Here is a 26,139-nt window from a genome sequence, read left to right on the forward strand (position 1 = left end):
CTCTTCATCATTTAGCCGCGGCGGCCAGCAGGTAAATTAGCCAGACTGCTGCGACTTCTCTGCTTTTATGTCTTAATCGTTATAGCCGTTAGGATGGTCACAATGCCATTTCCATGCTGTTTCGATAATTGTTTTCAAATCATTGTACTTAGGCTTCCAGCCAAGTACTGTTTGCGCCTTACTGGACGAAGCTATCAAAACTGCCGGATCTCCTGCCCGGCGCTTGCTGACTACCTCCGGGATATCATTACCGATTACCTGGCGTGCAGTCTCGATAACCTGTTTCACGGAAAAACCAGTTCCATTTCCTAAATTAAAAACATGGCTTGTTTCATTTTTACGCAAATGTTCCAAAGCCAGCCAATGGGCGTTAGCCAGGTCCATAACATGGATATAATCCCGGATACAGGTTCCGTCCTCAGTCTGATAGTCATCGCCAAAAATGCCGATTGACTCCCGTTGTCCCAATGCTACTTGTAGGATAATCGGAATCAAATGGCTCTCAGGATTGTGGTCCTCTCCTATGTGCCCATCAGGATGGGCGCCGGCCGCATTAAAATAACGCAGCGAAATGGACTTTAGTCCATACGCGCCATCGCACCAGCGGAACATTCTTTCCATCGCAAGCTTAGTTTCTCCGTATGGGCTGGTTGGATTAGTAGGACTCTGTTCAAGAATCGGGATTTGTTCAGGCTCTCCATACGTTGCTGCAGTGGAGGAGAAAACAATTTTGTTCACACCATGCTCCACCATTGCTGAAACAAGAGAATGCGAAGCAAGCAGATTATTATCATAATAATCTAGTGGTTTTTGCACGCTTTCCCCTACAAGGGAGCTTGCTGCGAAGTGAATGACAGCTTCAATATCATGTTTTTTAAAAACTAAATCAAGTAACTCCCTGTCCTTTAGATCTCCTTTGTAAAAAGCCCCTCCTTTCACAGCTTCCTTATGACCCGTCCTTAGATTATCGATTATAACGACTTCTTCCCCATGGGAAAGAAGTTCGACTACAGTATGGCTGCCAATATAACCAGCTCCGCCTGTCACCAAAATAGCCATTGTCCAATCTCCCCTCTATATTTCTTTGGCACCGTCGCCGATTTCGCAAACATAGAAAGTCGGTTCAAGCCCTGTCCTTCTTTCATAATTCTGGCCAACTTCATTGATAAACGTTTCCACTCTTTCTTCTTTTACAAGGCTTACATTACAGCCGCCAAATCCTGCTCCAGTCATCCTTGTCCCGATGCACCCCTCGACTTTTGAAGCCTCTTCAAACAGGGTATCCAGCTCAACTCCCGTTACTTCATAGAGGTCTCTTAACGATTCATGGGATTTCTTCATCATTTCACCAAATGCAGCTAGATCATTTTGGTTTAGGCTTTCCATTGCCTTAAGCACTCGCTCATCCTCACAAATGACGTGCTCAACTCGGCGGCGAATTGTCTCATTGTCCATAACACCCTTAATAAACTGCCATTGTTCATAACTGATATCGCCAAGACAAGCCGCTTCAGGGAAGTGATTTTTCAAAATGGCAAAGCCCTGCTCGCATTCACTTCTCCGTTCATTGTACTTTGAATCAGCGAGTCCGCGGCGCTTATTCGTATTGGTAATGACTAGCTTATAGCCATCGATTTTGACTGGCACATATTCAAATTTTAAGGTGTCACACTTTAATACAATGGCATGTCCTTTCTTTCCCATGCCCACAGCAAACTGATCCATGATTCCGCAATTCACTCCGACAAAACGATTCTCGGCGAGCTGGCCAATCTTTACTAACTCGACCATAGGCAGCTCCAGGCCCGCAAGCTTGCTTAATGCGAGGCATGTTGCAAGTTCAATGGAAGCTGAAGATGAAAGCCCTGCACCGTTTGGAATATTTCCATAGAACAGAACATCAGCCCCTGTAAATGCAGACGCACCTTCACGTTGGATCAATTCGTTTAGGACACCCTTGGGATAATTCGCCCAATCATCTTCTTCCCTATAGGTAATCTGCTCCGCGGATGAACAAGCAGCCGCAGACGGGAAATTGGCTGAGCTAAATCTGTATTTTCGATCATTGGTCAGTGCTGCTACCGCCCAGGTGCCAAAGGTTAGCGCCGCTGGGAAAACATAACCGCCATTGTAGTCAGTGTGTTCGCCAATCAGATTGACACGGCCAGGCGCAAAAAACACCCTTACCCCTTCAGTGTAGCCATATTGTTCTTTGAACAGCGCAAGCAATTCTTGTCTTTCCATACTTACTACCTCCTGCATGTTACTTTAGTTGAGTTGTTCATTCTGCAAGTGCGACATAAACTTAGCAAAAGCCCTTTTCCCCTCGTCTGTTCTTTTAAAAACGCCTGCATGCTCTAGGACTCTAGTGAACTTTTTTCCAACTTCCGTTTTTAAAAGCTCCATGATATTCTCTTCAGTGATTTCTTTGTACTTCCCTAGCATGTCTTGAGCCCAATCGTAATGTTTAAGCATATCCGAATCCCAATCCGCTTCCTGTACATCTCCAAGCATATACTGTGCTACCTTTTCAAGCTCTGTGGCAAGCCGTCCCGGCAGCACAGCCAAGCCCATCACTTCAATAAGTCCAATGTTCTCCTTTTTTATATGATGAAGTTCTTGGTGCGGATGAAAAATTCCATCGGGATGTTCTTCCGAAGTCCGGTTATTCCGTAAAACAATATCCATTTCAAAAAGCCCACCTCGCCTACGAGCAATTGGTGTGACTGTATTGTGGGGGGTTTCATTAGTGAATGGAACAATCCCTGCCTCCGGATCGCTATATTGCTGCCAGGTTCTCCAAATCTTTTCAGTAATTTCGGCTACTTCATTCTTTTCACCACGGACTCTGATAACCGACATCGGCCAACTAACAATCCCGATTTTCACCAATGGGTATTGGGCTGCTAAAAACTCTTCCTCTATCCCTGCACGTTCAATGGCGAACTCAAATCTGCCTCCCTGGAAATGGTCATGAGAAAGAATTGAACCGCCAACAATGGGAAGGTCTGCATTCGAGCCAACGAAATAATGCGGGAATTTTTCTGTAAATTCCAAAATCCTTACAAATGTATCCCCTGAAATTTTCATTGGCAGATGTTTATTGCTGAAAATAATTGAATGCTCATTATAATAAACGTAAGGTGAATACTGGAGGTACCAGCCTTCTCCATTTAACTCCACCGGAATGATCCGGTGCGTCGCTCTGGCAGGATTTCGCAGTGTCCCCCGGTAGCCTTCGTTCTCCCTGCAAAGGAGGCATGCCGGATAGGAGGAAATGCGTGCGTTTTTCAGGAGTGCAATTTCCTTCGGATCCTTTTCAGGCTTGGAAAGGTTAATCGTGATGTCTATCTCCCCGTATGCTGTAGGGGTTTTCCATTCAATATTTTTATTTATCCGGTCCATCCTGATATAATTGGAAGCTTTAGACAAGCTGTAGAAATAATCAGTCGCCTCTATAGGATTATTTTTGTAGTGGCTTTTAAACATTTCTATAACCTCAGATGGCCGAGGCATGAGGCAATCCATGATTTTAGTATCCAAAATATCGCGCTCTGTTAGTGTATTGGACTTAAGAACATCATTTTCAAAGGCCCAGTCAAGAATGGGTTTAAGCAAGATTTCCGAATTGCTGCTGACAGCTGGCTTACGGTCTTCCTTCATAATTTCCGGATCTTCCCAATCATCCATGTTCAATACAGACAATATTTTGTTTCGGGAGTAAACCAGGTCTTCCTTCTCCAACAAACCTTCCTGTACACCATAGTCCAACAGCAATTGAATATGCCTATATATCGTTCCGTTCATACTCCCACCTCAACTTTTGTATTAATTGGTGCTTCTTACTTAATTAAATTAATTAATTATCTTCACGAATAATAATAGACTCTTCCAAAAAAATATTCAAGCACTACCACAAAGTTTTTTATTGAAAAAGTATTAGACACACCAGGAATTTTTTCTCATTTAAAGCGGGCGTATTTAATGTCGTATTAAAATAAAAATAAGAGAGTTTAGTTTGTTAAAGGAGAGAAAACTAATGGATGTGATTACTGCCATGTAAAAAGAACCACCTCTGCCATTTAGGGAGCCACCCTGAAAAGTAAAACGGACGATACGTGCACTTTATATGGAGAAGCGGGCATGATAGCCTTATAGGCTTAGCCAGCCCTAAGAATGCTTGCTTTTTGGCTTTTCAGAGTGGGAAGCTACAATTGAAGGAGTCCGCACCGTAGCCGGACGCGTTATTTGTTGTTGCATTACATTATATTGTTTGATGACATTGGCTTTTCATTAATCTCTCCCCAAGTTTGTCGGAAACGCTATAATTATAGCTTGAAATTCAACAAATTTTTTTGATACAGAAAGTAAGTTAAATCCTTCTCTAAAAAATTTGGAAGGTTGATGGCTGGAGCTGGAGCGGATTTTCTTGCAATTAGAGTTGGAGTTGGAGCAACAATCGTGTTGGAGGGTCTGTGGGAATCATTGTTGGCGTCCAATTTGGGGCCTTGTTGGTGCTACATTAAGTACCAAAGCCAGGGATAAAAATTAAAGATATTGGAGGAGCTATCGGGAAAGAGGTTGGAAAGAAATTTAGATCAATTAGGAAATAGTTCAAATAAAATTTTTCAATAGCTAAAATGCACTATTTATAGCTGTATCTTGTCTTTTTGAAATTAGACAACAGGAGAATAAATTAAAATGAAGACTATTATTAGATCTTTCGAAATATTATTATCAATAACTATGGGAGTGCAATGGATTTTTAGTATGACCCTATTCTTTTTAGGAGATACATACCTCAGATGGTGCGAATTTGGGACATATTCCCCCCAGAAAACTGGTTAGAGAAACTAGTTAACCTGCTAATGAATCTCATGATGGGTATCGCTATTTACTTTTACAAAAAATCAAGAAAGTTTGCTTGGCCAATTCGGAAATTTCTTGAACTATTAACCCTGTTGCTAATGGGAATTGGGTTCATGATAGTAAATATGATAATTTCAAATTTCCTTCGCTTGGTCCTTCTCTAAATAATTTTTGAAAAAAGGTGTAAAGATGAACCTTTTCATGACTTGAACGGCGGCAGAACTGGATGTGACTATGCAAACGGAAATTCCCATTAAAAATACGCGCCCGGAAATGGGCGCGTTGGCTGTTATTCTACATCGTATCCCTGGTCGTCGATGGTTTCTTTCAATTGCTCAACTGAGACCTTGTCAGGATTGTAGTCGACTGTCACTTTTCCGCTCTCAAGGTCGACCTTAACGCTTTGAACTCCTTCTAGCTTCCCTACGCTTCCTTCCACTGCTTTTACACAGTGTCCGCATGACATGCCTTTAACGTTTAATGTTGTTTTTTCCATTGTGATTTTCCCTCCTTGTTTTATTTTTTCATCAGTTTTTGAATCGTGACGAGCAGTTCGTCAACAACTTCACTGTCGCCTTCCTGGATTCGTTCTACAATACATGTTTTCATATGGCCTTCTAGCAGCATTTTTGCTACGCTGTTCAGTGCTGCCTGTGTCGCTGCAATCTGGGTGATTACGTCATCACAGTACGTATCTTTTTCAATAAGTCCCTTAATTCCGCGTATTTGGCCTTCAATCCTGTTCAGCCTCGTCACAAGGTTCTTTTTCGTGCTCTCAGAGTGATGGCTTTTGCGTCCTGTTGTTTCACAATGGCCGGCACATGCTGAGTCTTCAGCCATTTCAATTTCAGGAATATCCATGCCAATCCCTCCCTTCCATCCTCATTTTAGTATACCCCAGTACAGTACTCAAATGTCGGTTTCATGAAAATTGCTCTATACCTGCCTTTGATTTAGCTTCACTCGCTGCAGACGCAATGCATTCAGGACGACAGAGACTGAACTGAAGGCCATGGCGGCCCCTGCAAGCCAGGGTGCAAGGAATCCCAGGGCGGCAACCGGAATACCAAGCGCATTATAGGCGAATGCCCAGAAAAGGTTCTGCCTGATATTTCGGATTGTCTTTTTGCTCATGAGGATGCTGTCAGCAATGCTGTTCAAATCTCCCCGCATCAGCGTAATATCCGCTGCTTCCATCGCTACATCCGTCCCGGTGCCAATCGCCATCCCGATATCCGCAACGGCAAGTGCCGGCGCATCATTGATTCCATCGCCGACCATCGCAACTTTTCTCCCTTTGTCCTGGAGCTTTTTGACTTCTTCCGCTTTCCCTTCAGGAAGCACCTCGGCAATTGCGTAATCTATACCGGTTTGCGCTGCGATGCTTTCCGCTGTCCGCTTGTTATCCCCTGTTATCATAATGACTTCAAGTCCCATGTCTTTCATTCTCTTGATGGCTGCCCTTGATGTTTCTTTTACCGTATCTGCAACGGCCACTATACCGGAATACGCTCCACCTATGGCGACAAGCATGGCTGTTTTCCCGCTGTCTTCAAGCTTTTCCATCATAGGTATTGCAGCCTCAATGCCGATTTCGGATTCCGTCATCCATTTTCTTGTCCCAATCAGTATTTCTTTTCCTTCGACAACCGCTTTGATTCCATAGCCTGGGACTGCTTCAAATTCGTTTGGTTCATCAAGATTGATCCCTCTTTCTTTGACCCCTTTTACTATCGCTTCGGCAAGCGGATGCTCGGACAGTCTTTCGGAGGAACCAACAAGCTTAAGGAACAATTCCTCGTCCACGGCTCCTTCTGCCAGAATCACATCTGTCAGGACCGGTTTTCCATTCGTTACGGTCCCAGTTTTATCAAGAATGACTGTATCAATGAGATGGGTGAGTTCAAGATGCTCACCACCTTTAAATAATATTCCGAATTCAGCCGCCCTTCCGGAACCGGCCATGATTGAAGTTGGTGTAGCCAGGCCGAGGGCACACGGACATGCTATGACAAGAACCGCGATCATTTTTTCCAGTGCTTCGGCAAAGTCACCAGGACTGGCCCACAAATACCAGACGAGAAATGTGATAGCGGCGATGGTAACGACAATCGGGACGAATATCCCGGAAATCTTGTCGGCAAGTCGCTGGATCGGCGCTTTCGATCCTTGCGCCTCCTCGACTATTTTAATGATTTGGGCAAGGGCTGTATCTCTGCCCACCTTGGTGGCTCTAATTTTTAGAAAGCCGTTTTTGTTGATAGTGGCACCGATAACCGTGTCTCCCGGTGCTTTGTCCACTGGTATACTTTCACCTGTGAGCATCGACTCATCAAGTGCTGAACGGCCTTCAGTGATTTCTCCGTCTACTGGAATTTTTTCCCCTGGCTTGATGAAAAGGATGTCGCCTTCAGCCACTTCCTCGAGGGGAATCGTCACTTCTGCACCATCTCTCAGGACTGTTGCTGTTTTCGCCTGCAGCCCCATTAGTTTTTTGATGGCTTCTGATGACCGGCCTTTGGCTTTTGCTTCAAACAATTTCCCAAGAAGGATCAGGGTGATCAGAACAGCGCTTGTTTCAAAATATAGCTCAAGCATATGCCCGTGCGATCCAATTGATATGATCGATAGGTACAAGCTATAAAAATAGGCTGCAGATGTTCCCAGCGCCACAAGGACATCCATATTCGCGCTGCCATTTTTCAGCGCCTTATAAGCCCCAATATAAAACTGGCGTCCAATGACAAATTGAACAGGAGTTGCAAGCGCCAGCTGGAACCACGGATTCATGAACAGTTGGGGGACATAGATGAACGATGTAAAAGAAAAGTGTCCTGCCATTGCCCATAGAAGAGGTAAGGACAGAATGAGAGAAGCGAAAAACTTCATTTTCTGCCTTTCAATCTCTTTTTCGCGATGATCTTTCCCTTCCGCGATGCGATCCGACTTTACCTTTGCACGATAGCCAAGCTTCTCGATTTTCCCTATCATATCCCGGACACCCAGTTGGGAAGGATTAAAGTCGATGGATGCCGTTTCAAGTGCAAGATTGACCGTTGCATTGTTCACGCCTTCCATCTTGTTCAAGCCTTTCTCAATTCGCGCTGAGCAAGCTGCACAGGTCATTCCGGTGATTTCCAGCTCTGCTTTTTCGGATGCGATATCGTAGCCAAGATCTCTGATTTTTTTTTCAAAATCAGCTGTTTTAACCTGTTCGGCATTGTACTTGATGGTTGCTTTTTCAAGAGCAAGATTTACATTCGCTTCCTCGACACCATCCATTTTCCGCAGACCCTTTTCTATTCGTGTCGAGCAGGCCGCACAAGTCATGCCGGTAATCGGGAGATGCGCTTCCTTTATCTCTTTGGCCTTTTCCTGGGAGTCCATTATGGTCCCTCCTTTATATATTTCAATATTGCGTATTAGTTTCTCTTTTCAAACCAATACTATACCCCAGTACAGTATATGTCAACTATAGAATTTTCGTGCACGGATTTTAAGGGATACGCAAGGAGATAATGGGTATAGGAAAAGTATTCTAAACTTTAGGAGGTTATCTATGAAAGCTGTTACTTTCCAAGGGGCAAAAGACATACAGGTGAGGAATGTTCAAGACCCCGTTCTCCAGAAAAAGGATGATATTATCGTCCGCATTACTTCTACGGCCATCTGCGGATCTGACCTCCATATTTACCTTGGGGCCATGCCAGCCCGCCCGGGATATGTCATCGGGCATGAACCAATGGGGATTGTCGAGGAAGTTGGCCCTGAAGTGACTAAAGTTAAAAAGGCGACAGGGTCGTCATTCCATTTAATGTTTCCTGCGGCCAATGCTTTTTCTGCCAGCATGAAATGGAAAGCCAGTGTGACAATTCCAATCCGAACCCGACAAAGGATACTGGCGGTTATTTAGGTTTTACAGAGCAATACGGCAACTATCCAGGGGGGCAAGCAGAGTTGCTGCGCGTTCCCTATGGAAACTTTATGCCCTTTGTCATTCCCGAATCGTGCGAGCTTGAAGACGAAGCATTGCTATTTATGTCCGACGTTCTTCCGACAGCTTACTGGAGCGTGGAAAATTCCGGCTTGAAGCCTGGCGATACAGCTATTGTTCTTGGCTCCGGCCCAGTCGGGCTGATGGCCCAGAAGTTTGCCTGGATGAAAGGTGCCAAACGGGTCATTGCCGTGGACAATCTGGCCTATCGGCTGAACCATGCAAAGCAGATGAACCGCGCAGAGATTTACAATTTCGAAGACCATGACAAGCCAGGAGAATATTTAAAAGAAATCACACAGGGCGGCGCAGATGTTGTCATTGACTGCGTAGGAATGGATGGGAAGAAATCCCCAATCGAAAAAGTGGAGCAAAAGCTAAAGCTTCAGGGCGGAACGCTAAGCGCCATTCAGATTGCAAAAGACGCCGTAAAGAAGTTCGGCACCATCCAGCTGACAGGGGTATACGGCTCGGTGTACAACATGTTCCCGCTTGGAAACCTGTTCGAACGCAATATCACCCTGAAAACGGGACAAGCGCCAGTCATCCACTATATGCCGAAGATGTATAAAATGATTGCAGCCGGCGACCTTGACCCTACTGAAATCATCACACACAAGGTGCCGCTCGATATGGCGAGCGAAGCCTACAAAATTTTCAACGACCACGAAGACGATGTCATCAAAGTCGTACTGAAGCCATAACCGAAATCTAAGGGCGGTCCATGTGAACCGCCTTTTATTTAGTGTGCAGAATAAGCTCTTTTCAATATCAGATTTATTGGAAAAGGTCATTTGCTTTTTGTTTGGTTTGGGGCTGGCGGATTGCGGATTTTTTTGCTGAAGAATACCTGGATAGTGCTGAAGCTTGTCTTTTACGATGAAAATCCTTTCGGGAAGGCACTTTCCGCTCTCGAGGAGATTACCAGGGGGCCGCCTTTTTCGGATATCAACCAACTTTTGTGCTATATCAACCAACTCTTTTGGGATATCAATCAACTATCATCTTTATTGATCAACCTTCAAGTGATATCGACCAGCGAGCGCAATATATCAACCGAACCCTCTATCCTTAGCTCTTTCCAATGCCAGATTCATGGAAAAAGGCCATTTGCTTTTTGTCGGATTACAGATACGCAATATATCAACCAACTCCCACAGTCTCCGCACACTTTCCAGTTCAAGTAACCCGGCTCATCGGAAGCCGGGTTAAGAGAATTCATAAAAGTTAATTGAGGCCATTTTACCGGCTAATATCAACCTTGAACTTATAGCGGTCTGCCCTGTAGACTGATTTGGCCAGTTCAACTGGCGTCCCATCCTTGAGCCTTGTGTTTCTTTCAATAAGCAGGATTGGTGATCCTTTGGCAATTTGCAGATATTCTGCTTCCACATCATCCGCTGCGGATGCCTCGATTGTCTGCTTTGCCTGTCCGATCGGAGAATTCAAATGCTGTTCAATATAGCGGTAAATGGATTGGGCAGCAGCTTCTTTTGTCAGCCCATTTAACAGGGTTGCTGGCAAGTACGTTATTTCATAAGCCATTGGTGTGTTTTCCGCTAGCCGGATCCTTTTGATTTCATATACTGGATCCTTTTTTTTTAATTGCATCTGTCCCGCAATATACGCGTTTGCTAAAACAATGTTAAACTCCACGACATCGCTGCTCGTTTGCACCCCGCGGCCTTGCATGTCCTCCGTAAAGCTTGTCAGCCCAAGAAGCTGCTTCTCAATTTTCCGTTCTGCAACAAACGTGCCTTTTCCCTGCTGTCTATAGAGCATACCGTTTTGAACTAGCTGATTGACCGCCTGCCTGACAGTCATCCTGCTGATTTGATAAGTCTCGGAGTACTCCCGCTCGGACGGCAGCGCATCTCCTGGTTCAAGTTCACCGGTTTCAATTTGCTTTTTAATCAGCTCTTCCAACTGATAATAAATAGGGAGGGGTGAAGATTTGTCAATCACGGCTATCCGCCTCCAGGCCCAGCGCTTCTTCGTCTGCTATAATAGTGACATTCGGATGCAGCTGCAGGATAGATGCCGGGAATTTCTCTGTGACTTCCCCATGCAGCAGTTGTACCATGGCTTCCTTCTTGCTGGCACCGGAAATCAGAAGGAGGATTTCCCTGCTTTTCATAATGGATGCAATCCCCATCGTAATTGCTTTCTCCGGCACCTCTTCAAGTGATGCGAAAAACCTTGCATTGGCTTCCCTTGTTGATGGTTCCAGGTCGATAATATGCGTCCTGCTGCCAAACTCTGTTCCAGGTTCATTGAACCCGATATGCCCGTTACTCCCAATTCCGAGAAGCTGCAAATCTATTCCGCCAAGGTTTTTGATCAATTTTTCATAGCGTTCGCATTCCTCCTGGCAATCTACTGCATTTCCCTGTGGGACATACGTCTGTTCCAAGGGGATATCAATATGGTTAAAAAGTGCATCATTCATGTAAAAACGATAGCTGTTAGGATGATCTGGATTAAGCCCGATATATTCGTCAAGGTTAACCGTTGAAACGTCCTTGTAGGATGTGCCGTTTTTAAGGTGATCTTCAATTAAATGCTGATAAGTTCCCGTCGGTGTCCCGCCAGTCGCAAGACCCAAAGTTATACGCGGGTTTTCCCTAAGCTTCTTTAATATATAGCCAGCTGCTTCCTTGCTCATTTCCTCATAGTTTTCAACTCTAATGATGTTCATGTTTAAGCCTCCCTTTGAAAAGCTAATCTTCCCCTGCAAAAAGTCATCTGTACTTCCAGGTTTTCATCAAGGATGACGATATCCGCATCCTTCCCTTGTCTCAGCGTTCCCTTGGAATTCAATACCCCTATTTGCCTTGCTGGATTCTCCGAACTCATCCGCACTGCATCCGCGATGGAGCAGCCGGTAAAGCGAATGATATTCCTGAAAGCAGCATCCAGCGTGAGCACACTTCCAGCCAATGTCCCATCCTCGAGAAGCGCCTTCCCTTCCTCGACAAATACTTTTTGTCCGCCAAGCTCATACTCGCCATCAGGAAGGAATTTTGCCCGCATTGCATCCGAAATGAGAATCATCCTGTCTGAAGTAATCTGCCTGTACGAAACCTTCACCATTTCCCGATCAACATGAATCCCATCGGCAATCAGTTCTACCTTCAGTTCATCCTTTAAATAAGCAGCTCCTGCAACTCCGGGTTCACGGTGATGGAGTCCTCGCATTTGATTAAACAGGTGCGTGACATGCGAAAGGCCGTCATTAATGTATTCTCCGACCTGATCAAATGTCGCGTTAGAGTGGCCCACCGAAGCGACAATCCCCTTTTCTTTTAAAAATCGAACAAGTTCCACACCACCAGGCTGTTCAGGCGCCATTGTGACAAGGCTGATTGTGCCTTCCGATTCATCCAGCCATTTTTCAAATTGCAGCTTGTCCGGCTGGATAATATGCTGAACCGGCTGCGCTCCTGCTTTTCCTGGATTAATAAAAGGACCTTCAAGGTGAATGCCAAGAACTTCTGCATTCCCGTCAGCTTGTCTTTTATTTATATACTTTCCAGCAATCGCAAGCGCTTTTGACAGCGAGGCTTTGTCCTGGGTAATGGTTGTGGCCAAAAAGCTTGTTGTACCCTCTCTAGGAAGGCTTGAAGCAATTTTGGTTATCGCATCATCGCTCGCATCCATTGTGTCAGCGCCATTTGCTCCATGAATATGCAGATCGATAAAACCCGGAATAACCTTGGACTTGTCCGAAAGATCTACAGTCTCATAATCTTCCCCCGTTGGTAGCTCAGACAGCTTCTCCATTGTGCCGACAGCGGCAATCTTCCCATCTTTTATCTGTAAAAAACCTTGTTCGATCACTTTATCTTCAGTGTAAATCACAGCATTCTTCAATAATATGGAGCTGGAGTTGTGCATGGCGATCACTCCTTTTTATTCATACCTCTATTATAGCAATATTTATATAGTTGTCTATACCACTAGTCATATGTACATATTTCTTCAACTACAATTATCTTCCTCAAAATCAAAAACCCTTATCCACAAAAGGGATAAAAGCCTCCTCCACCCTTCCTTGAAAAATAATCCACTTGCTATGGTAAGATAATCGTGATATATTAACTTAGCGATGAGCTGAGTTGTGTAAGTCGTCGGACACTCCTTTATTGGAAATGCACGATGTGGCGTGCAGTCCGCCGCCTCAATACGCAAAAAGACACCTGGCAACAGGTGTCTTTTTTTATTTTCCAGCTCCTGACAAGAGCTTCCGCAAGTTACTTTTTGTTATGGCGCATTTACGGCAGTATGTTGTTCCTTACTGCCCGTAAATGCCTGAATAGCTTATCGTTTGAATGGCCACCAGTTTGCCTGGCCGAAATTTTTCACCATGACTGGTACGAATAGCGGCAGCATCACAAATGCGTATAGCATCAACCCAACGAGGATGATTGAGGCTATTTGCAGAAGGGACAGCATGCCGGATGGCATCATTGCCGCGAACGTTCCGCCTAGGATGATTGCTGCCGAGATAATGACCGTCCCCATTTTTTTCATGGAGATATGCATCGCTTCTGCAACAGAAAGATCCTTATATTCATTAAAGCGGTCCATTAAGAAAATGCTGTAATCCACGCCCAGTGCGAAGAGAATGACAAAAGCAAAGAATGGGACAGCCCAGCTGATACCTGTATATCCAAGAATATCAACGAACAAAACTTCATTTATTGCCATGGCTGTATAGTAGGTCAAAATCAGCGATCCGATCAAATATGCCGGCATGATGATCGACCTGAAAAGGAAGACAAGAATAATCGCGATGCCCGACAGCATCAGGATGACAGTCCGGGAATAATCGCTGCTCGAAATTGTGTCGAGATCGGCGTTAATGCTTGTAATCCCACCTACTGCAACTTTCGCATTTTCAAGCTTCGTATCTTTGACCGCCCTTGCCACCGCTTCTTTAATATCATCAACTTGCTGCATTGCCTCATTCGAATATGGATTAACATCAAAAACTACATCGAATGTCATGACTTTGCGGTCTTTGCTCATATAGGCATCTAGAGCCTGCTCGAAGTCCTTGCTCTCGAGCACTTCTTTTGGAATATAAAAACCATCCATATTTTTCGATTCTGACAAGCCGGATAAATAATCCTTAGCCGAGCCAAGCCCGTTTGATACCTTGTTAAGCCCGTCGGCGCTTTTCGTAAGCCCGTCGTTCAGCTGTGTCATCTGCCCGCCAATACCCCCGAAGCCTACCAAGAGCTGCTGCTGGCCACCATTGATGCTATTCAGCCCATTAGTCAGCTTCGGCATATTATCGACGATTTTACCCTGTCCGTCAGCGAGCTGATTCAGTCCTGCCTGCTGTTTTTCGATTCCTTCAATCAATTTGCCAAGACCTGTTAAGATCGCCTGCTGGCCGGCATTTGCCTCTGTAAAACTAGAGTTAGCTGCTGCAATGCCGCTATTGGCCTTGGCCAAACCTTTGTTCAGTTCTGCCAATCCTGCAGAACTTCCCTCCAGCTTACCTTGAATTCCTTCATTGCCCTGCAAGCCATTTTTCAACTGATTGTATGTGGGATCATTAGATAGAGAAGGATCCTTTGTTTCAATATAACCAAACAATGAATTGTGGGTATCCTTCAGGGCAGTAGACAGGGAAGCTAGCCCCGTGCCCACCTGGTTGTACTGATTGCTGAGCTCGTTTAGGCCGGACCCGGCATCACTGTAGCCTTTTTGAAGCTTTGTATAACCGTTAAGAAGATTTTGGGCTCCATCTCTTGCCTGTTCAAGCCCTTTCTTGATTTCCGAGGATCCCATTGATCCTTGTCGGATGCCGTTTTCAATCAGCGCAAGATTTTTTTCAACCTCTGACAGACCCGTTCTCACACCATCTGTTCCTGTAATAAGTGAATTGATTCCATTGACTGCTTCATTCAGCTGCGGCTCGGATTTCGCAAGCTCACTGCCTGCTTCTTGGAGGCCTCCGCTGATTTTATCAATTCCTTCTTTTCCATCTCCAAGGCCTTTGCCAAGTTCTTCCGCCTGACTGGAGACAAACAGATCTTGTATCGGTTCTCCTGTCGGCCTTGTGACTGAACGGACCGAATCAACCAAATTAATTTTTTCCAGCTCCTGGCTGATACTTTCCGCAAGAGCAACATACTCTGCAGAATCCAATTCATCATCATTTTCCAGGACTACTTCTGCAGGCATTGATTCTCCAGGCCCAAAGCTGTCCGAAATGCTGTTGAATGCCTTGATGGATGGGACATCACTGTCAATTTCCTCGAGGGAATTGAACGATAGTTTTCCATCATAGGAGAAAAGGAAAGGTGCACATATTGCCGCAACAATTAATAGCGCAAGAAATGGACGTGACAGCGAAAATTTGCCGACCGTATCCCAAAGCTTGCTTTCTGCATGGCCTGCCACCTGCTTCGAAGGCCAGAAAAGCCTAGTGCCAAGCGCCGCCATGAAAAACGGAACAATTGTAAACAAACCGATCAAGAGAACTGCTACGCCTACGGCGACTGCAGCAGCAGACTGATAAATTTTGAACTGAGAAAATCCGATTGCTGCAAAACCGATCATAACAGCCAATCCGCTGAAAAATACCGTCCGGCCTGCAGCGCGGTAGGTTTCCACAATTGCTTCTGTTAAGCTTTCCCTGTCCGCGAGCTCTTCCTTAAAGCGGCTGAGCAGCAAAATGCAGTAATCCGTTCCAATCCCGAAAAGGACTGCAACGAGGAAAATTTGTGTATAGTTCGAAATCGGGAAATCAAACCGATCCACAAGCATTGCCACAATGGACTGGGAGACAAGATAGCTGAAGCCAACCGTCAACAGGGGTATAAGCGGTGCTACGACGGATCGGAAAACGAGCAGCAGGACGGCCAGGATAAAGACAACGGTAATACCTTCTGTCTTTTTAAGCCCTTCTTCTGAGCTCGTCATCAAATCTTCGTTGATCATCCAGTTGCTTGTATAATAATGATCCACCTTTGCATCCTCTATCGTCTCATAAAGCTCTTCGCTGACTTCCTTCGGCTCACGGTCGTTCCAATTGAAGCTGATGGATGCAAGGATAGACTTCCCATCTTTTGATACAAGCTGGTCCTTCAGGTTCTTTTCGTTAAAATGTGTGAGGATTTCAGTAATCCCAAGTTCTTCTTTGTTGCGTTCAAGTTCCCGGATTGCTTGTTCTGCTTCTTTGATTTCTACAGAAGACAGTTTTTTACCATCATGAAAAACAAGTGCTGCCGAGGAAACATCCTTTCCTCCTTCCTGCTTTTGCACATTCTCCATAATCTCTCCCGCAAGCCTGGACGAGTAGCCTTCCGGAACATCGACCTGTCCTTTTTCACGCACAAGGCCGGCCATGTCCGGTGCCAACATGAACAGGCCGACAGCTAAAACAATCCACGCCAGGAGAACAAGCCACTTCTGTTTGATAATTGTATACAATTCTGATTCCCCCAAGTTGAGTTTCTTTCCATTGGACTAGACTAGCTGGTCAGCTTTTACTTCATTCAGTACGGAATCGAGCTTTTCATACGTTTCGATGAACTGCTGGATTTCAGCCATATCAAAACGTTTGATGATTGATTCGACAAGCTTGTGGATCCTCAGTTCCGTTCCCTGGAACAGGTCGTTCCCTTTATCAGTCAACGCAAGGTAAACTACCCTGCGGTCATCTTCATCCCTTGTACGCTGGATAAGCCCTTTTTCCCACATTCGCTGGATAATCGCTGTAATGGCACTTTTTTGCACATCAAATACCTCAGCAAGCTCGGAAGACGTACATGAACCCACTTTGTTGATATATCGCAGCGTATAGTGCTGGTCACTCGTAAGGTCGCTCCCTATTTGTTGCTTAATAAGCGATTCGCCCCTTTTTGTAACGGAGAAGGATACGGCGATATACCTGTCTACAAGCTGCTGGATCAATTTGTCCGACATGCTTCATTTTCACCTCACTTGAAATGGTTCTATTATTTAATAGTTCAACACATTAACTATTCACCACTAACACTTTACCCGCTCAATAATCTGTTGTCAATTAATATATGCCTAGAGGAAAAAGAAAAGAATAATACAGGCTCCATTTCGTTACAAACAGGGTAATTAAGGTATAATAAATGATGTCGAATCACCAACACTTTTGCCTTTTTTTTGAAAAGTGTTGAACATCTCCTTGTTTCATATTAATATTTTCCTGTAGATAAAGTTGAAAGAGAGTGGACATAATGGGTCGTAAATGGAACAATATCAAGGATAAAAAAGCTTCAAAGGATGCAAATACAAGCCGTATTTACGCAAAGTTCGGCCGCGAGATTTACGTAGCGGCAAAACAGGGCGAGCCAGACCCTGAACTGAATCAGAATTTGCGTGTTGTGCTTGAACGCGCAAAGACATACAATGTCCCAAGGGCCATTATCGACCGTGCGATTGAAAAAGCAAAAGGCGGCGCTGAAGAGCTTTATGACGAGCTTCGCTATGAAGGCTTCGGGCCAAACGGTTCGATGGTTATTGTTGACGCACTGACGAATAACGTCAATCGCACAGCATCTGACGTACGGGCTGCATTCGGCAAAAATGGCGGCAATATGGGCGTCAGTGGTTCGGTTGCCTATATGTTTGATGCAACAGCAGTCTTCGGCATTGAAGGTAAAACTGCTGATGAGGCCCTCGAACTACTGATGGAAGCGGATGTGGATGTCCGTGACATCATGGAAGAAGATGATTCAGTCATCGTGTATGCAGAGCCAGACCAATTCCACGCTGTTCAGGAAGTATTCAAGAATGTCGGGATCACTGACTTTACCGTCGCTGAATTGACGATGCTCGCGCAAAATGACATCACACTTCCTGAAGACGCACAAGAAAAATTCGAAAAAATGATCGATGTCCTTGAGGATCTTGAGGATGTCCGCCAGGTATACCACAACGTGGACCTTGGAGAATAATGAAAGAAAAACGTTCGCGCCCGTCCAGTGGCGAGTTCAAATACAGAAACGGCCATTGCCTATAAAGCAATGAGCCGTTTTTTTTCGTTAAATAAAAAAAGCCGGCAATTCTGCCGCTGTAGTTCGCTTATTCATACAATGTTCCGATGTTTCTTAGGCAATATAGAAATGCATCATGATCAGAAGAAAGTTGACTCCCACTCTAGTCAGCATGATTGCACCCTCCTATTCACAATTTAGTTGCCTTACATCGTTACAAGGCCAATATAACAGGTGAATATGAAGCAGATGTTAAGCCATGGTGAAGGAACTGTCTTTTTATGCCTACGTTGATCTGAGTATTCAGTTGGTTGATTTTCTCGGTTAGATGGTTGGCTTGTTACCTGCCTTAGGGGTGCTGCCACCGGTGTGCGAAAACTCAATTTCGGAGCTTTGCTGCTACTTTTTTTGATTTTGCCGGGTGCTTGCGAACGTTTGGTTGATATCTGGGTTTGTTTGGTCGATTTCTGCGTTTGTTTGGTCGATTTCCTAGCATGGGTGGTTGATATCTGCATTCAGATGGTCGATTTCTTTGGAAGGTTGGTTGATATCCTTAATTGGAGGTCCTCAACCAGGTGTGCGGAGCCTCAATTTCAGAGATTTTCAGTTACTTTTTTTATTTACCGGTTGCTCACAATCGTTTGGTTGATATCTTCATTTGTTTGGTCGATATCCTCACAGGTTTGGTTGATATCTGCATTTAGATGGTCGATTTCCTTGAAGAGTTGGTCGATTTCTTTGGAAGGTTGGTTGATATCCTTACTTGGAGGTCCTCATCCAGGTGTGCGGAGCCTCAATTTCAGAGATTTTCAGTTACTTTTTTTATTTACTGGGTGCTCACAATCGTTTGGTTGATATCTTCATTTGTTTGGTCGATTTCCTCACACGTTTGGTTGATATCTTCATTCAGATGGTCGATTTCCTTGAAGAGTTGGTCGATTTCTTTGGGAGGCTGGTTGATATCCTTACTTGGAGGTCCTCATCCAGGTGTGCGGAGCCTCTAGTACAGAGATTTTCAGTTACTTTTTTTATTTACCGGGTGCTCACAATCGTTTGGTTGATATCTTCATTTGTTTGGTTGATTTCCTCACACGTTTGGTTGATATCTGCATTCAGATGGTCGCTTTCCTTGAAGATTGGTCGATTTCTTTGGGAGGCTGGTTGATATCCTTACTTGGAGGTCCTCATCCAGGTGTGCGGAGCCTCAAGTACAGAGATTTTCAGTTACTTTTTTTATTTACCGGGTGCTCACAATCGTTTGGTTGATATCTTCATTCAGATGGTCGATTTCCTCACACGTTTGGTTGATATCTTCATTCAGATGGTCGATTTCCTTGAAGAGTTGGTCGATTTCTTTGGAAGGTTGGTTGATATCCTTAATTGGAGGTCTCAACCAGGTGTGCGGAGCCTCTATTTCAGAGATTTTCAGTTACTTTTTTTATTTACCGGGTGCTCACAATCGCTTGGTTGATATCTTCATTTGTTTGGTCGATATCCTCACACGTTTGGTTGATATCTGCATTCAGATGATTGATTTCTTTGGAAGGTTGGTCGATTTCTTTGGGAGGCTAGTTGATATCCTTAATTGGAGGTTCTCATCCAGGTGTGCGGAGCCTCAGTTACAGAGATTTTCAGTTACTTTTTTTATTTACCGGGTGCTCACAATCGTTTGGTTGATATCTTCATTTGTTTGGTCGATTTCCTCACATGTTTGGTTGATATCTGCATTCAGATGGTCGCTTTCCTTGAAGAGTTGGTCGATTTCTTTGGGAGGCTGGTTGATATCCTTACTTGGAGGTCCTCAACCATGTGTGCGGAGCGCCTCAATTTCAGAGATTTCCAGTTACTTTTTTTATTTACCGGGTGCTCACAATCGTTTAGTTGATATCTCCATTTGTTTGGTTGATTTCCTTACACGGTTGGTTGATATCTGCATTCAGATGGTCGATTTCCTTGAAAAGTTGGTCGATTTCTTTGGGAGGCTGGTTGATATCCTAACTTTAAAGTTCCACAGTGCAGAACCCCTAATCCGTTAATAATCTTATAAACTAGCCTTTTCAAAGGATTCTTAAATACACCTATTTAAATTTCACATTTATAAAGGAAGGATTACTGCTGCAAAACACGAATTCTATAAAAAAAGCATAAGGAGGAATAGGATTTGATTGCGAAAGAACGAGAAATGCCGCTGAGGCTGCAAAAACTTGAGGCACTGGACCGCCGACTTCCTCATTCCAATCCCATGAAAGCTGTGGTAACAGAAGCTTATCGAAAAAGGAAATCAGGATATTACGGTGAAGTAGCTTTGGATAAACATATGGATACGTATTTAGCTCACCAATACACGATTTTACGAAATATCAGACTTCCTGTCCGTGATTCTTTTTTTCAAATTGATACACTGCTGCTCTCCCCAGCCTTCATCCTTGTTATCGAAGTTAAAAACCACAGCGGTAACATAGCCCTTGACCCCAAATACAATCAAATGACGCATACCTATCAGCAAAATACAGCAATCAATTACAACGATCCACTATTGCAAGTAAAGCTTCAACAGTCACTGTTAAAAGAATGGCTGCAAAATCACTCCAAGCTCTCTCTGCCGCTTGACCACCTCGTTATTTTTACCAACCCTGCAGTCCACATTGAAACCTCTTCTCCCGCCTACTATTCCAGGGTATGCAGACTAAATCAGTTTCTCGATAAAATAACCTACATTGAAAAAAGCTATTCTAAACCCACGGCTACCTCAAAAGAAATAAAGAGCTTGGCGAAAATTATAGCAAAAAGACATTGCCCAGAAAGCGAGATTGATATTCTGAATTATTACAATTTGAGCGAGGACAATATATTAAAAGGAGTGCATTGCACGGAATGTGGAAATTTCCACATGAAAAGAGTTGCGGGTATCTGGTGCTGTCCAGCCTGTAAAAATAGAACAAAGGATGCTCATTTCCAAGTGATATCTGACTATTTCCTGCTTATAAATTCAAATCTCTCAAACAAATGCTTGAGGGAGTTCCTTTGCCTGTCCTCTCCTTCCACTACTCTCAGGGTGATCCATTCAATGGACTTCGTTGTTGTCGGCAAAAATAAAGGCAGACGCTATCAGCAGAGGAATAATAAGTAAAACGTAAACGCCCGTTAAGCAAAGTACTCAAGGCCTGTTGCTGATATATTATCAAATAAAAGAGGCTGCTCCAAGGCAGCCCTTCTCGATTATTCACCCATTGTGAGAACGATCCGCCCGTTTATTTCACCCTTTTCGAGCTGCTCGAATATATCATTGATTTCTTCAAGTCTGGCAGTATGGATCATTGTCTTTACTTTTCCGTCTGCCGCAAAGTCGAGCGCTTCCTGCAGGTCTTTGCGGGTTCCAACAATGGAACCTACTATACTGACGCCATTCAGTACTGTACCAAAAATCGGCACTTCCATCGTTTCAGGAGGCAATCCCACAGCCACACATTTTCCTCCGCGTTTTAGAGCACGGTATGCCTGGTCGAATGCAGGTTTGGATACTGCTGTACAAATGCTAGCCTGTACGCCGCCAACTTCCCGCTTGATAAACTCAGCCGCATCTTCATAAAGCGGGTTCACAATCAAGTCCGCACCAATAACAACCATATCTTCTATTTATAGGGCAAATGTCAGAAAACAGACAAATCTCTTTTCCTTTTTCGCTGTATTTTTCCCACACTCTGTAAAAATAAAAGCCGGGCATGCTGGAAAAGAGCATGTCCGGCTTTTCATATAGAGCTTACTGAGCTCCTTTTCTCAGCATTTGAATCAGCAGCTGAGTCTGGCTGGTAAGGCTTTGCTTTGCTTCTTTTGAGACATATCCCGGTTTAAGATGTATTTGAACCGTAAATTTCTCAAGGAAATTGATCGTTTCCCTTGTTTTTCCTTTGCTGTAATGATGATCCGCCTGCCTCAAGGTGTTTGAAAGCTTGGAAGCGATCGGTCCGTTAATGTCATCAGAATCCAGGTAACTCTCCATGCTGTCGCTCAGCCCTGCCATGACGCCCTTGACTGTTTTCAGTATGCCGGTTGCTTCGTCAAAATAATAGTTCTTGCCGTCAATCGTGACAAAGCCTGTTGCCATGGCGCCGGTTTTCGGATCGAAGTAATACGAGTTTCCATCAATCTCCGTCCAGCCTTCTGCCCTTGCGCCATCGTAGGCAGGGTCAAGATAATACTTTTTGCCATCAAGCTCAAGCCAGCCGAACTTTCTTACTCCATTATCGTTGTAGTAGTACCACTGACCATCCAGCTCTACCCAGCCCGTATATTGCGGAGGCTCTTCACCTGTTGCAATACGTCCTTCGACACTTGGGGCAACAGGGTTGTTATTGGTGAGATAGGATGAAATCAGCTCGTAGTCAACGACGTAAAGCTCTTTAATCCGGCCTTCATCCTTTGCTTTTTTGAAGACGGTGAACCCATCTCCGCCGTCAGCTACAAAAGCGTTTGTTGCCACATTGTAGCTTTTGGCAGGATCGATTGGCTCATAGCCGTTTCCTGTCTTCACTTCTACCTTCCATACCCGGTCATATGCCGGTTTAGCAGGGTCGTAGCTGAATTTCAGACCTGATACATGCATGAATTTCCCTTGCGCCCTCTCCACTTCGCTTACGCTGTGTTCCAGCGCCTGCCAGATTTCTTCCCCAGTGAGGTTCAAAGTGACAAGCTGGTTCGCGAATGGCATGACAGTCAGTACCTGACCCAGCGAGACATCGCCCGCAGGAATGGATGCGCGGATTCCGCCGCCGTTCTGCATGCCAATCGTGGTCGGTACAGATTCGTTCGCCTTTTCAACCATAGCATCTGCAATCAGGTTCCCAAGATTCGTTTCCTTCGTCCTAATGTCGGCGCGTTCACCATTCAGGAACACATCACTTCGGCCGACAATCTTGTTTTTCAGCTCATCAAGCGGTGCTTTCAGTTCATTGACCCGTGCCTTTGCAGCAGGGTCTTCGGCAAACTTGGCCAAATCCAGAAGCTTGCCGTCAGAAACTGTCACGACACCGGCATCATCGAATGTGACATCGAGGACACCAAGATATTTCAAATACTCATTTGCCTGGACAATTACTGTCGGCTCCGCTTTTTCAACGATGACAGGCTTATCGAGTTTCGTGTGCGTATGACCACCCACAATAATGTCAATACCATCGATTTTATTTGCAAGTTCCTTATCACTTCCGTACCCGAGATGGGACAGCGCAACGATTTTATCAATTCCTTGATCTTCAAGCATGCTTACCGTTGATTGAGCCTTTTCGGCTGCATTTTCAAAAATGATATCCTTTGAAGGACTTGCAAGGAAAGTGGTATCTTCAGTCGTCAAACCGAATATCGCTACTTTTTCCCCGTCCACTTTTTTCACAATTGCCGGATATACAGCGCCGCCTTCAGGATTTGTTGCGACCTCTTCTTTGAATAACGGTCCTAGGACTGTATCCTTCGTAATATTCACGTTTGCACTGACCATTGGAAACTTCATTTTCTTAATGAAGTTTGCGAGCACATTAGAATCTTTATCGAATTCATGGTTTCCGAATGTCATTGCATCATAGCCAAGACTATTCAGGAACTCAAGATCTGCAAGTCCTTCATATTGATTGAAGTACAATGTTCCCGAGAATACATCTCCTGCATCAAGCAGCAGTGAATCCGGCTTGGCAGCCCTTGTTTCGTTCACTGCAGTCACAAGCTTCGGATACTGTTCGACATTTGCATGGCTGTCGTTCGTATGCATCATGGATAGCGTGAACGGTCCTTCTTCAAAATCAAGCTGGGCAAGTACCGGATCATGGTCGCTGACGCGGCCGTGCGCTTCCATGAACGGAGAATTGATATGGACAATATCCACAGCTGCTTTCTCTGAAAGGTTTTTCGATACTAGCAAGTGGTCAAGAACCTGTGAATTACCCTGGTAATTGTAGGTGAACCGCTCAGGTAAAGGCACTTTATCCACAAGGTTATCCAGGTCATCCCCTTTTAGTGCGTTAAGCGGATTGGAAAATTCAAAGTCATTTAAGTCTCCAAGAGCGACAATGTTGGCGTCCTCATTTTTGCTTAGGACATCACCGACAAATCCATTTACCGCCTTGGCAATTTCCATCCGCTGCGCCTCGCTGCCAAGTTTCGGCGGCTGGTTTTTTCCAAAGATTGGCTGGTCTCCGCCTTTGGAATTAAAGTGGTTGGCGATGACAATCACTTCTTCACCGTTAAACTCAAATTCGGCTGCAAGCGGCTTCCGGCTGCTTGAAAACGCAGGGTTTGCAGGATCAATGCGTCCAGGGTTCACAGTAAGTGACCCGTTTTCATAGCCGACTGCCTGCGTAGCCGTTCCTTTCATAGCATCCGCAAGCTTGGCCCGTTCCGGATTGTAGATAAAGCCGACGCGGATGTTCCCGTTCGGCGCTCCCCCATCCTTGTTGTTTTCAGGAGCTATATCGGTCCAGTCGTAAGCCGGGCCTCCGTTTGCCTTGATGGCATCAATTAAAGCCTCATAGTTTTTCGAAGCATCCGTTTCCCCTGTCCCTGTTCCGTCGTTATCCTGGACCTCGACAAGTCCAAGGATGTCCGGAGAGTTCAGATTGTGGACAATCGACTCGGCAATTTTGTTTGTTTTTTCTGCATTTGCCGCTGTATAGTTTTCCATATTGTACGTTGCAATGGTCAGTTTGTCTTCCGTTTTTGCAATGTCAGACACTTCCCGCTGGTAGTTGCTTGCAACGAGCGGAGGAAGCTGGGCTTCATCCGTCAATATTTTAAAGTTCTGGAAGGAGTAGCTCATTACCCCTGTAACCGTTCCATCGAATTTGTCGCCTGTTTTCGTTACAAAATCACGATTTCCGAAAAGAAGATGAAGACGTTCCGGGTTGAAGTTGTCCTTCGTAATCGAAATGCCTCCCGGTGTCGTATATGGCTTCCCATCTACCCGTCCAGCAATGACTGGTACCTCTCCATACTTCTGAGGCCCGACGGCCGTTGGGTTTTCAACCGCTACCCGCATGCCCTCAAGGCTTTCGTAAAAATCAATCCCGTCCTGCTCGGGATCAAACTGGGCAAACTGGTCATTGTCTGTAATCGCTGCGGGCGGGATTACGTCTTTGCCAATGATAACTGGAGCCGGTAAAGGCTGTCCGCTTGCTGCTTTGGTTATAGCACCATTTTGGGCATTGATTTCTGTAACGGCCAGATCTGTCTGAAGCTTGTCATTATAGCCATCGAGGATCCATTCCTTCACTTGGCCTGTGACGGACACACTGTCTCCTTGCTTCAGGCCATGGCTTGGTTTATAAACCAGGACTCCTTCGGACGTTTTTGCATTGTCATCAGGGTTAGCTTCCTGCATGTAAAAGTTGTTGGCGTCCGCCACTTTTGTGACGATCCCTTCAACACCTTTTACGTTCTGGCCTGCATAAGGAGAGGCATGACCCTGGCCCTGAATATCATGTATTTTCAGCCCTTCCACGCCGGTTGCAGGCGGGTCAGTTGGTTCCTGGCCGCCGTCAGCAAATGTGACCGCTGTCGGAGCTTTAAGCCCGGGAGCGCCAAAATAGCTTGTCAGCGTACCGGTCACAGTAACCGATTTTCCGATATTGCCCGGATTTGTGTTCAGACCGAACTGGGCACGGAACGATGCTGGCAGCTGAACCGGGAGAATTTTGGTTTTATCGGTTTCTCCCGGACTGTCGGCAATAGCGAAGTTTGTATCATCGTTAAACGGTTCAGTAAATTTATAGGTTGGGCCGCTTGTTGTGTAGGCAACAATATAGCCTTTTACTGAAGCTGTCCCGGTGTTGCTGGCAATGGCCTGTGCTACTGTAATCGTTTCTGCAGCACTTGCAGACGATGCAAACGGCAGAACGCAGTTCACCAGCAGCATCAGGACGGCAGCTAAAATAAAGAATGGATTTTTCCTGATTCTCAATTCCTTCTCCTCCTATGTAATAGTATTGGTTTTGGGGCACAATCTCATTTCTTCTTTCGCACAATACAATAGACCTAGATGACAAATAGGACTTTAGATGCAAAATAACGAATGAATCAGCCGATACTCGTTCTTTTTAAAGAACAGGACAACAAAGAAAATCCTCGCAGGCTTCTTGTATCCTACCCCTCCTTCAAAAAACGATATTTTAAGACAAAAAGTGTTACATTTCTATTTTAAATTATTTGGTAAAAGGTTTCTACTAATTTACAAACTTCATATACTATTTTGATATTTATGCGGATTCGACAAGAGATGATGGAATTACCCATTTTGGTTTA

The 26,139-nt window shown here is 44.8% G+C and carries 15 protein-coding genes and 2 pseudogenes; 3 read left to right on the forward strand and 14 right to left on the reverse strand.

The features are described from left to right. Positions 1-72: 72 nt before the first annotated feature. From galE to D1970_RS07190, 6 genes are all read right to left on the reverse strand, one after another. Entirely contained in the window at positions 73-1,059 is a 987-nt protein-coding gene (gene galE / locus D1970_RS07160; protein WP_119112203.1) for a UDP-glucose 4-epimerase GalE, read from the reverse strand. 15 nt (positions 1,060-1,074) lie between these two features. Then, positions 1,075-2,244 carry a galactokinase gene (locus D1970_RS07165; protein WP_246370227.1) on the reverse strand — a complete coding sequence of 390 codons (1,170 nt, stop codon included), beginning with the start codon at positions 2,242-2,244 and terminating at the stop codon, positions 1,075-1,077. A 24-nt stretch (positions 2,245-2,268) separates the two neighbouring features. After that, positions 2,269-3,807, reverse strand: a complete 1,539-nt coding sequence (gene galT / locus D1970_RS07170) for a UDP-glucose--hexose-1-phosphate uridylyltransferase (RefSeq protein WP_119112205.1) — start codon at positions 3,805-3,807, stop codon at positions 2,269-2,271. 1,351 nt (positions 3,808-5,158) lie between these two features. Then, positions 5,159-5,365, reverse strand: a complete 207-nt coding sequence (gene copZ / locus D1970_RS07180; protein ID WP_119112207.1) for a copper chaperone CopZ — start codon at positions 5,363-5,365, stop codon at positions 5,159-5,161. A gap of 20 nt (positions 5,366-5,385) precedes the next feature. Next, complete coding sequence (locus D1970_RS07185) at positions 5,386-5,730, reverse strand: metal-sensitive transcriptional regulator (RefSeq protein ID WP_374978544.1); 345 nt, start codon at positions 5,728-5,730, stop codon at positions 5,386-5,388. A gap of 75 nt (positions 5,731-5,805) precedes the next feature. Continuing rightward, positions 5,806-8,256, reverse strand: a complete 2,451-nt coding sequence (locus tag D1970_RS07190; protein ID WP_119112208.1) for a heavy metal translocating P-type ATPase — start codon at positions 8,254-8,256, stop codon at positions 5,806-5,808. Between the two features lie 172 nt (positions 8,257-8,428). On the opposite strand from D1970_RS07190, the pseudogene D1970_RS07195 reads away from it, so the two are divergent. Further along, positions 8,429-9,567 (forward strand): annotated as a pseudogene (locus tag D1970_RS07195) (zinc-dependent alcohol dehydrogenase). Positions 9,568-10,105: 538 nt separating this feature from the next. Here the strand turns inward: D1970_RS07195 and D1970_RS07205 are convergent. The 5 genes from D1970_RS07205 to D1970_RS07225 all read right to left on the reverse strand — a co-directional run bounded on the left by D1970_RS07205 (position 10,106) and on the right by D1970_RS07225 (position 16,807). After that, positions 10,106-10,828 carry a GntR family transcriptional regulator gene (locus D1970_RS07205; protein ID WP_119112210.1) on the reverse strand — a complete coding sequence of 241 codons (723 nt, stop codon included), beginning with the start codon at positions 10,826-10,828 and terminating at the stop codon, positions 10,106-10,108. Beyond that, positions 10,821-11,561: a glucosamine-6-phosphate deaminase gene (gene nagB / locus D1970_RS07210; protein ID WP_119112211.1), complete on the reverse strand. Its 741-nt coding sequence runs from the start codon at positions 11,559-11,561 to the stop codon at positions 10,821-10,823. Before nagB ends, D1970_RS07205 begins: the two co-directional genes overlap by 8 nt. 2 nt (positions 11,562-11,563) lie before the next feature. Further along, complete coding sequence (gene nagA / locus D1970_RS07215; RefSeq protein ID WP_119112212.1) at positions 11,564-12,760, reverse strand: N-acetylglucosamine-6-phosphate deacetylase; 1,197 nt, start codon at positions 12,758-12,760, stop codon at positions 11,564-11,566. A 423-nt stretch (positions 12,761-13,183) separates the two neighbouring features. Continuing rightward, positions 13,184-16,312, reverse strand: coding sequence for an MMPL family transporter (locus tag D1970_RS07220; RefSeq protein WP_119112213.1), 3,129 nt, complete (start codon positions 16,310-16,312; stop codon positions 13,184-13,186). A 36-nt stretch (positions 16,313-16,348) separates the two neighbouring features. Beyond that, positions 16,349-16,807, reverse strand: coding sequence for a MarR family winged helix-turn-helix transcriptional regulator (locus tag D1970_RS07225; protein ID WP_119112214.1), 459 nt, complete (start codon positions 16,805-16,807; stop codon positions 16,349-16,351). A 287-nt stretch (positions 16,808-17,094) separates the two neighbouring features. Between D1970_RS07225 and D1970_RS07230 the strand changes: the two genes are divergently transcribed. After that, positions 17,095-17,814: a YebC/PmpR family DNA-binding transcriptional regulator gene (locus D1970_RS07230; RefSeq protein ID WP_119112215.1), complete on the forward strand. Its 720-nt coding sequence runs from the start codon at positions 17,095-17,097 to the stop codon at positions 17,812-17,814. A gap of 1,276 nt (positions 17,815-19,090) precedes the next feature. Here the strand turns inward: D1970_RS07230 and D1970_RS22225 are convergent. Beyond that, the gene (locus tag D1970_RS22225; protein ID WP_181213386.1) at positions 19,091-19,246 is read right to left on the reverse strand and encodes a hypothetical protein; all 156 of its coding nucleotides are present in this window, start codon (positions 19,244-19,246) and stop codon (positions 19,091-19,093) included. 768 nt (positions 19,247-20,014) lie between these two features. Here D1970_RS22225 and D1970_RS07245 point away from each other — a divergent pair. Beyond that, entirely contained in the window at positions 20,015-20,983 is a 969-nt protein-coding gene (locus tag D1970_RS07245) for a nuclease-related domain-containing protein (protein ID WP_119112218.1), read from the forward strand. 89 nt (positions 20,984-21,072) lie between these two features. On the opposite strand, the pseudogene D1970_RS07250 reads toward D1970_RS07245, so the two are convergent. Then, positions 21,073-21,471: pseudogene (locus tag D1970_RS07250) on the reverse strand (zinc-binding dehydrogenase); the annotation flags it as partial. Between the two features lie 142 nt (positions 21,472-21,613). Further along, positions 21,614-25,798 carry a 5'-nucleotidase C-terminal domain-containing protein gene (locus tag D1970_RS07255; protein ID WP_119112220.1) on the reverse strand — a complete coding sequence of 1,395 codons (4,185 nt, stop codon included), beginning with the start codon at positions 25,796-25,798 and terminating at the stop codon, positions 21,614-21,616. Positions 25,799-26,139: the final 341 nt, after the last annotated feature.

The sequence above is a fragment of the Mesobacillus zeae genome, assembly GCF_003570705.1.
GTDB lineage: Bacteria > Bacillota > Bacilli > Bacillales > Cytobacillaceae > Mesobacillus_C > Mesobacillus_C zeae.

Excerpts from the sequence above, each read along its gene's own strand:
- copZ (WP_119112207.1), bottom strand. The coding sequence starts at position 5,365 with ATGGAAAAAACAACATTAAACGTTAAAGGCATGTCATGCGGACACTGT.
- galE (WP_119112203.1), bottom strand. The coding sequence starts at position 1,059 with ATGGCTATTTTGGTGACAGGCGGAGCTGGTTATATTGGCAGCCATACT.
- D1970_RS07185 (WP_374978544.1), bottom strand. The coding sequence starts at position 5,730 with ATGGATATTCCTGAAATTGAAATGGCTGAAGACTCAGCATGTGCCGGC.
- D1970_RS07190 (WP_119112208.1), bottom strand. The coding sequence starts at position 8,256 with ATGGACTCCCAGGAAAAGGCCAAAGAGATAAAGGAAGCGCATCTCCCG.
- D1970_RS07165 (WP_246370227.1), bottom strand. The coding sequence starts at position 2,244 with ATGGAAAGACAAGAATTGCTTGCGCTGTTCAAAGAACAATATGGCTAC.
- galT (WP_119112205.1), bottom strand. The coding sequence starts at position 3,807 with ATGAACGGAACGATATATAGGCATATTCAATTGCTGTTGGACTATGGT.
- D1970_RS07230 (WP_119112215.1), top strand. The coding sequence starts at position 17,095 with ATGGGTCGTAAATGGAACAATATCAAGGATAAAAAAGCTTCAAAGGAT.
- D1970_RS07225 (WP_119112214.1), bottom strand. The coding sequence starts at position 16,807 with ATGTCGGACAAATTGATCCAGCAGCTTGTAGACAGGTATATCGCCGTA.
- nagB (WP_119112211.1), bottom strand. The coding sequence starts at position 11,561 with ATGAACATCATTAGAGTTGAAAACTATGAGGAAATGAGCAAGGAAGCA.
- nagA (WP_119112212.1), bottom strand. The coding sequence starts at position 12,760 with ATGCACAACTCCAGCTCCATATTATTGAAGAATGCTGTGATTTACACT.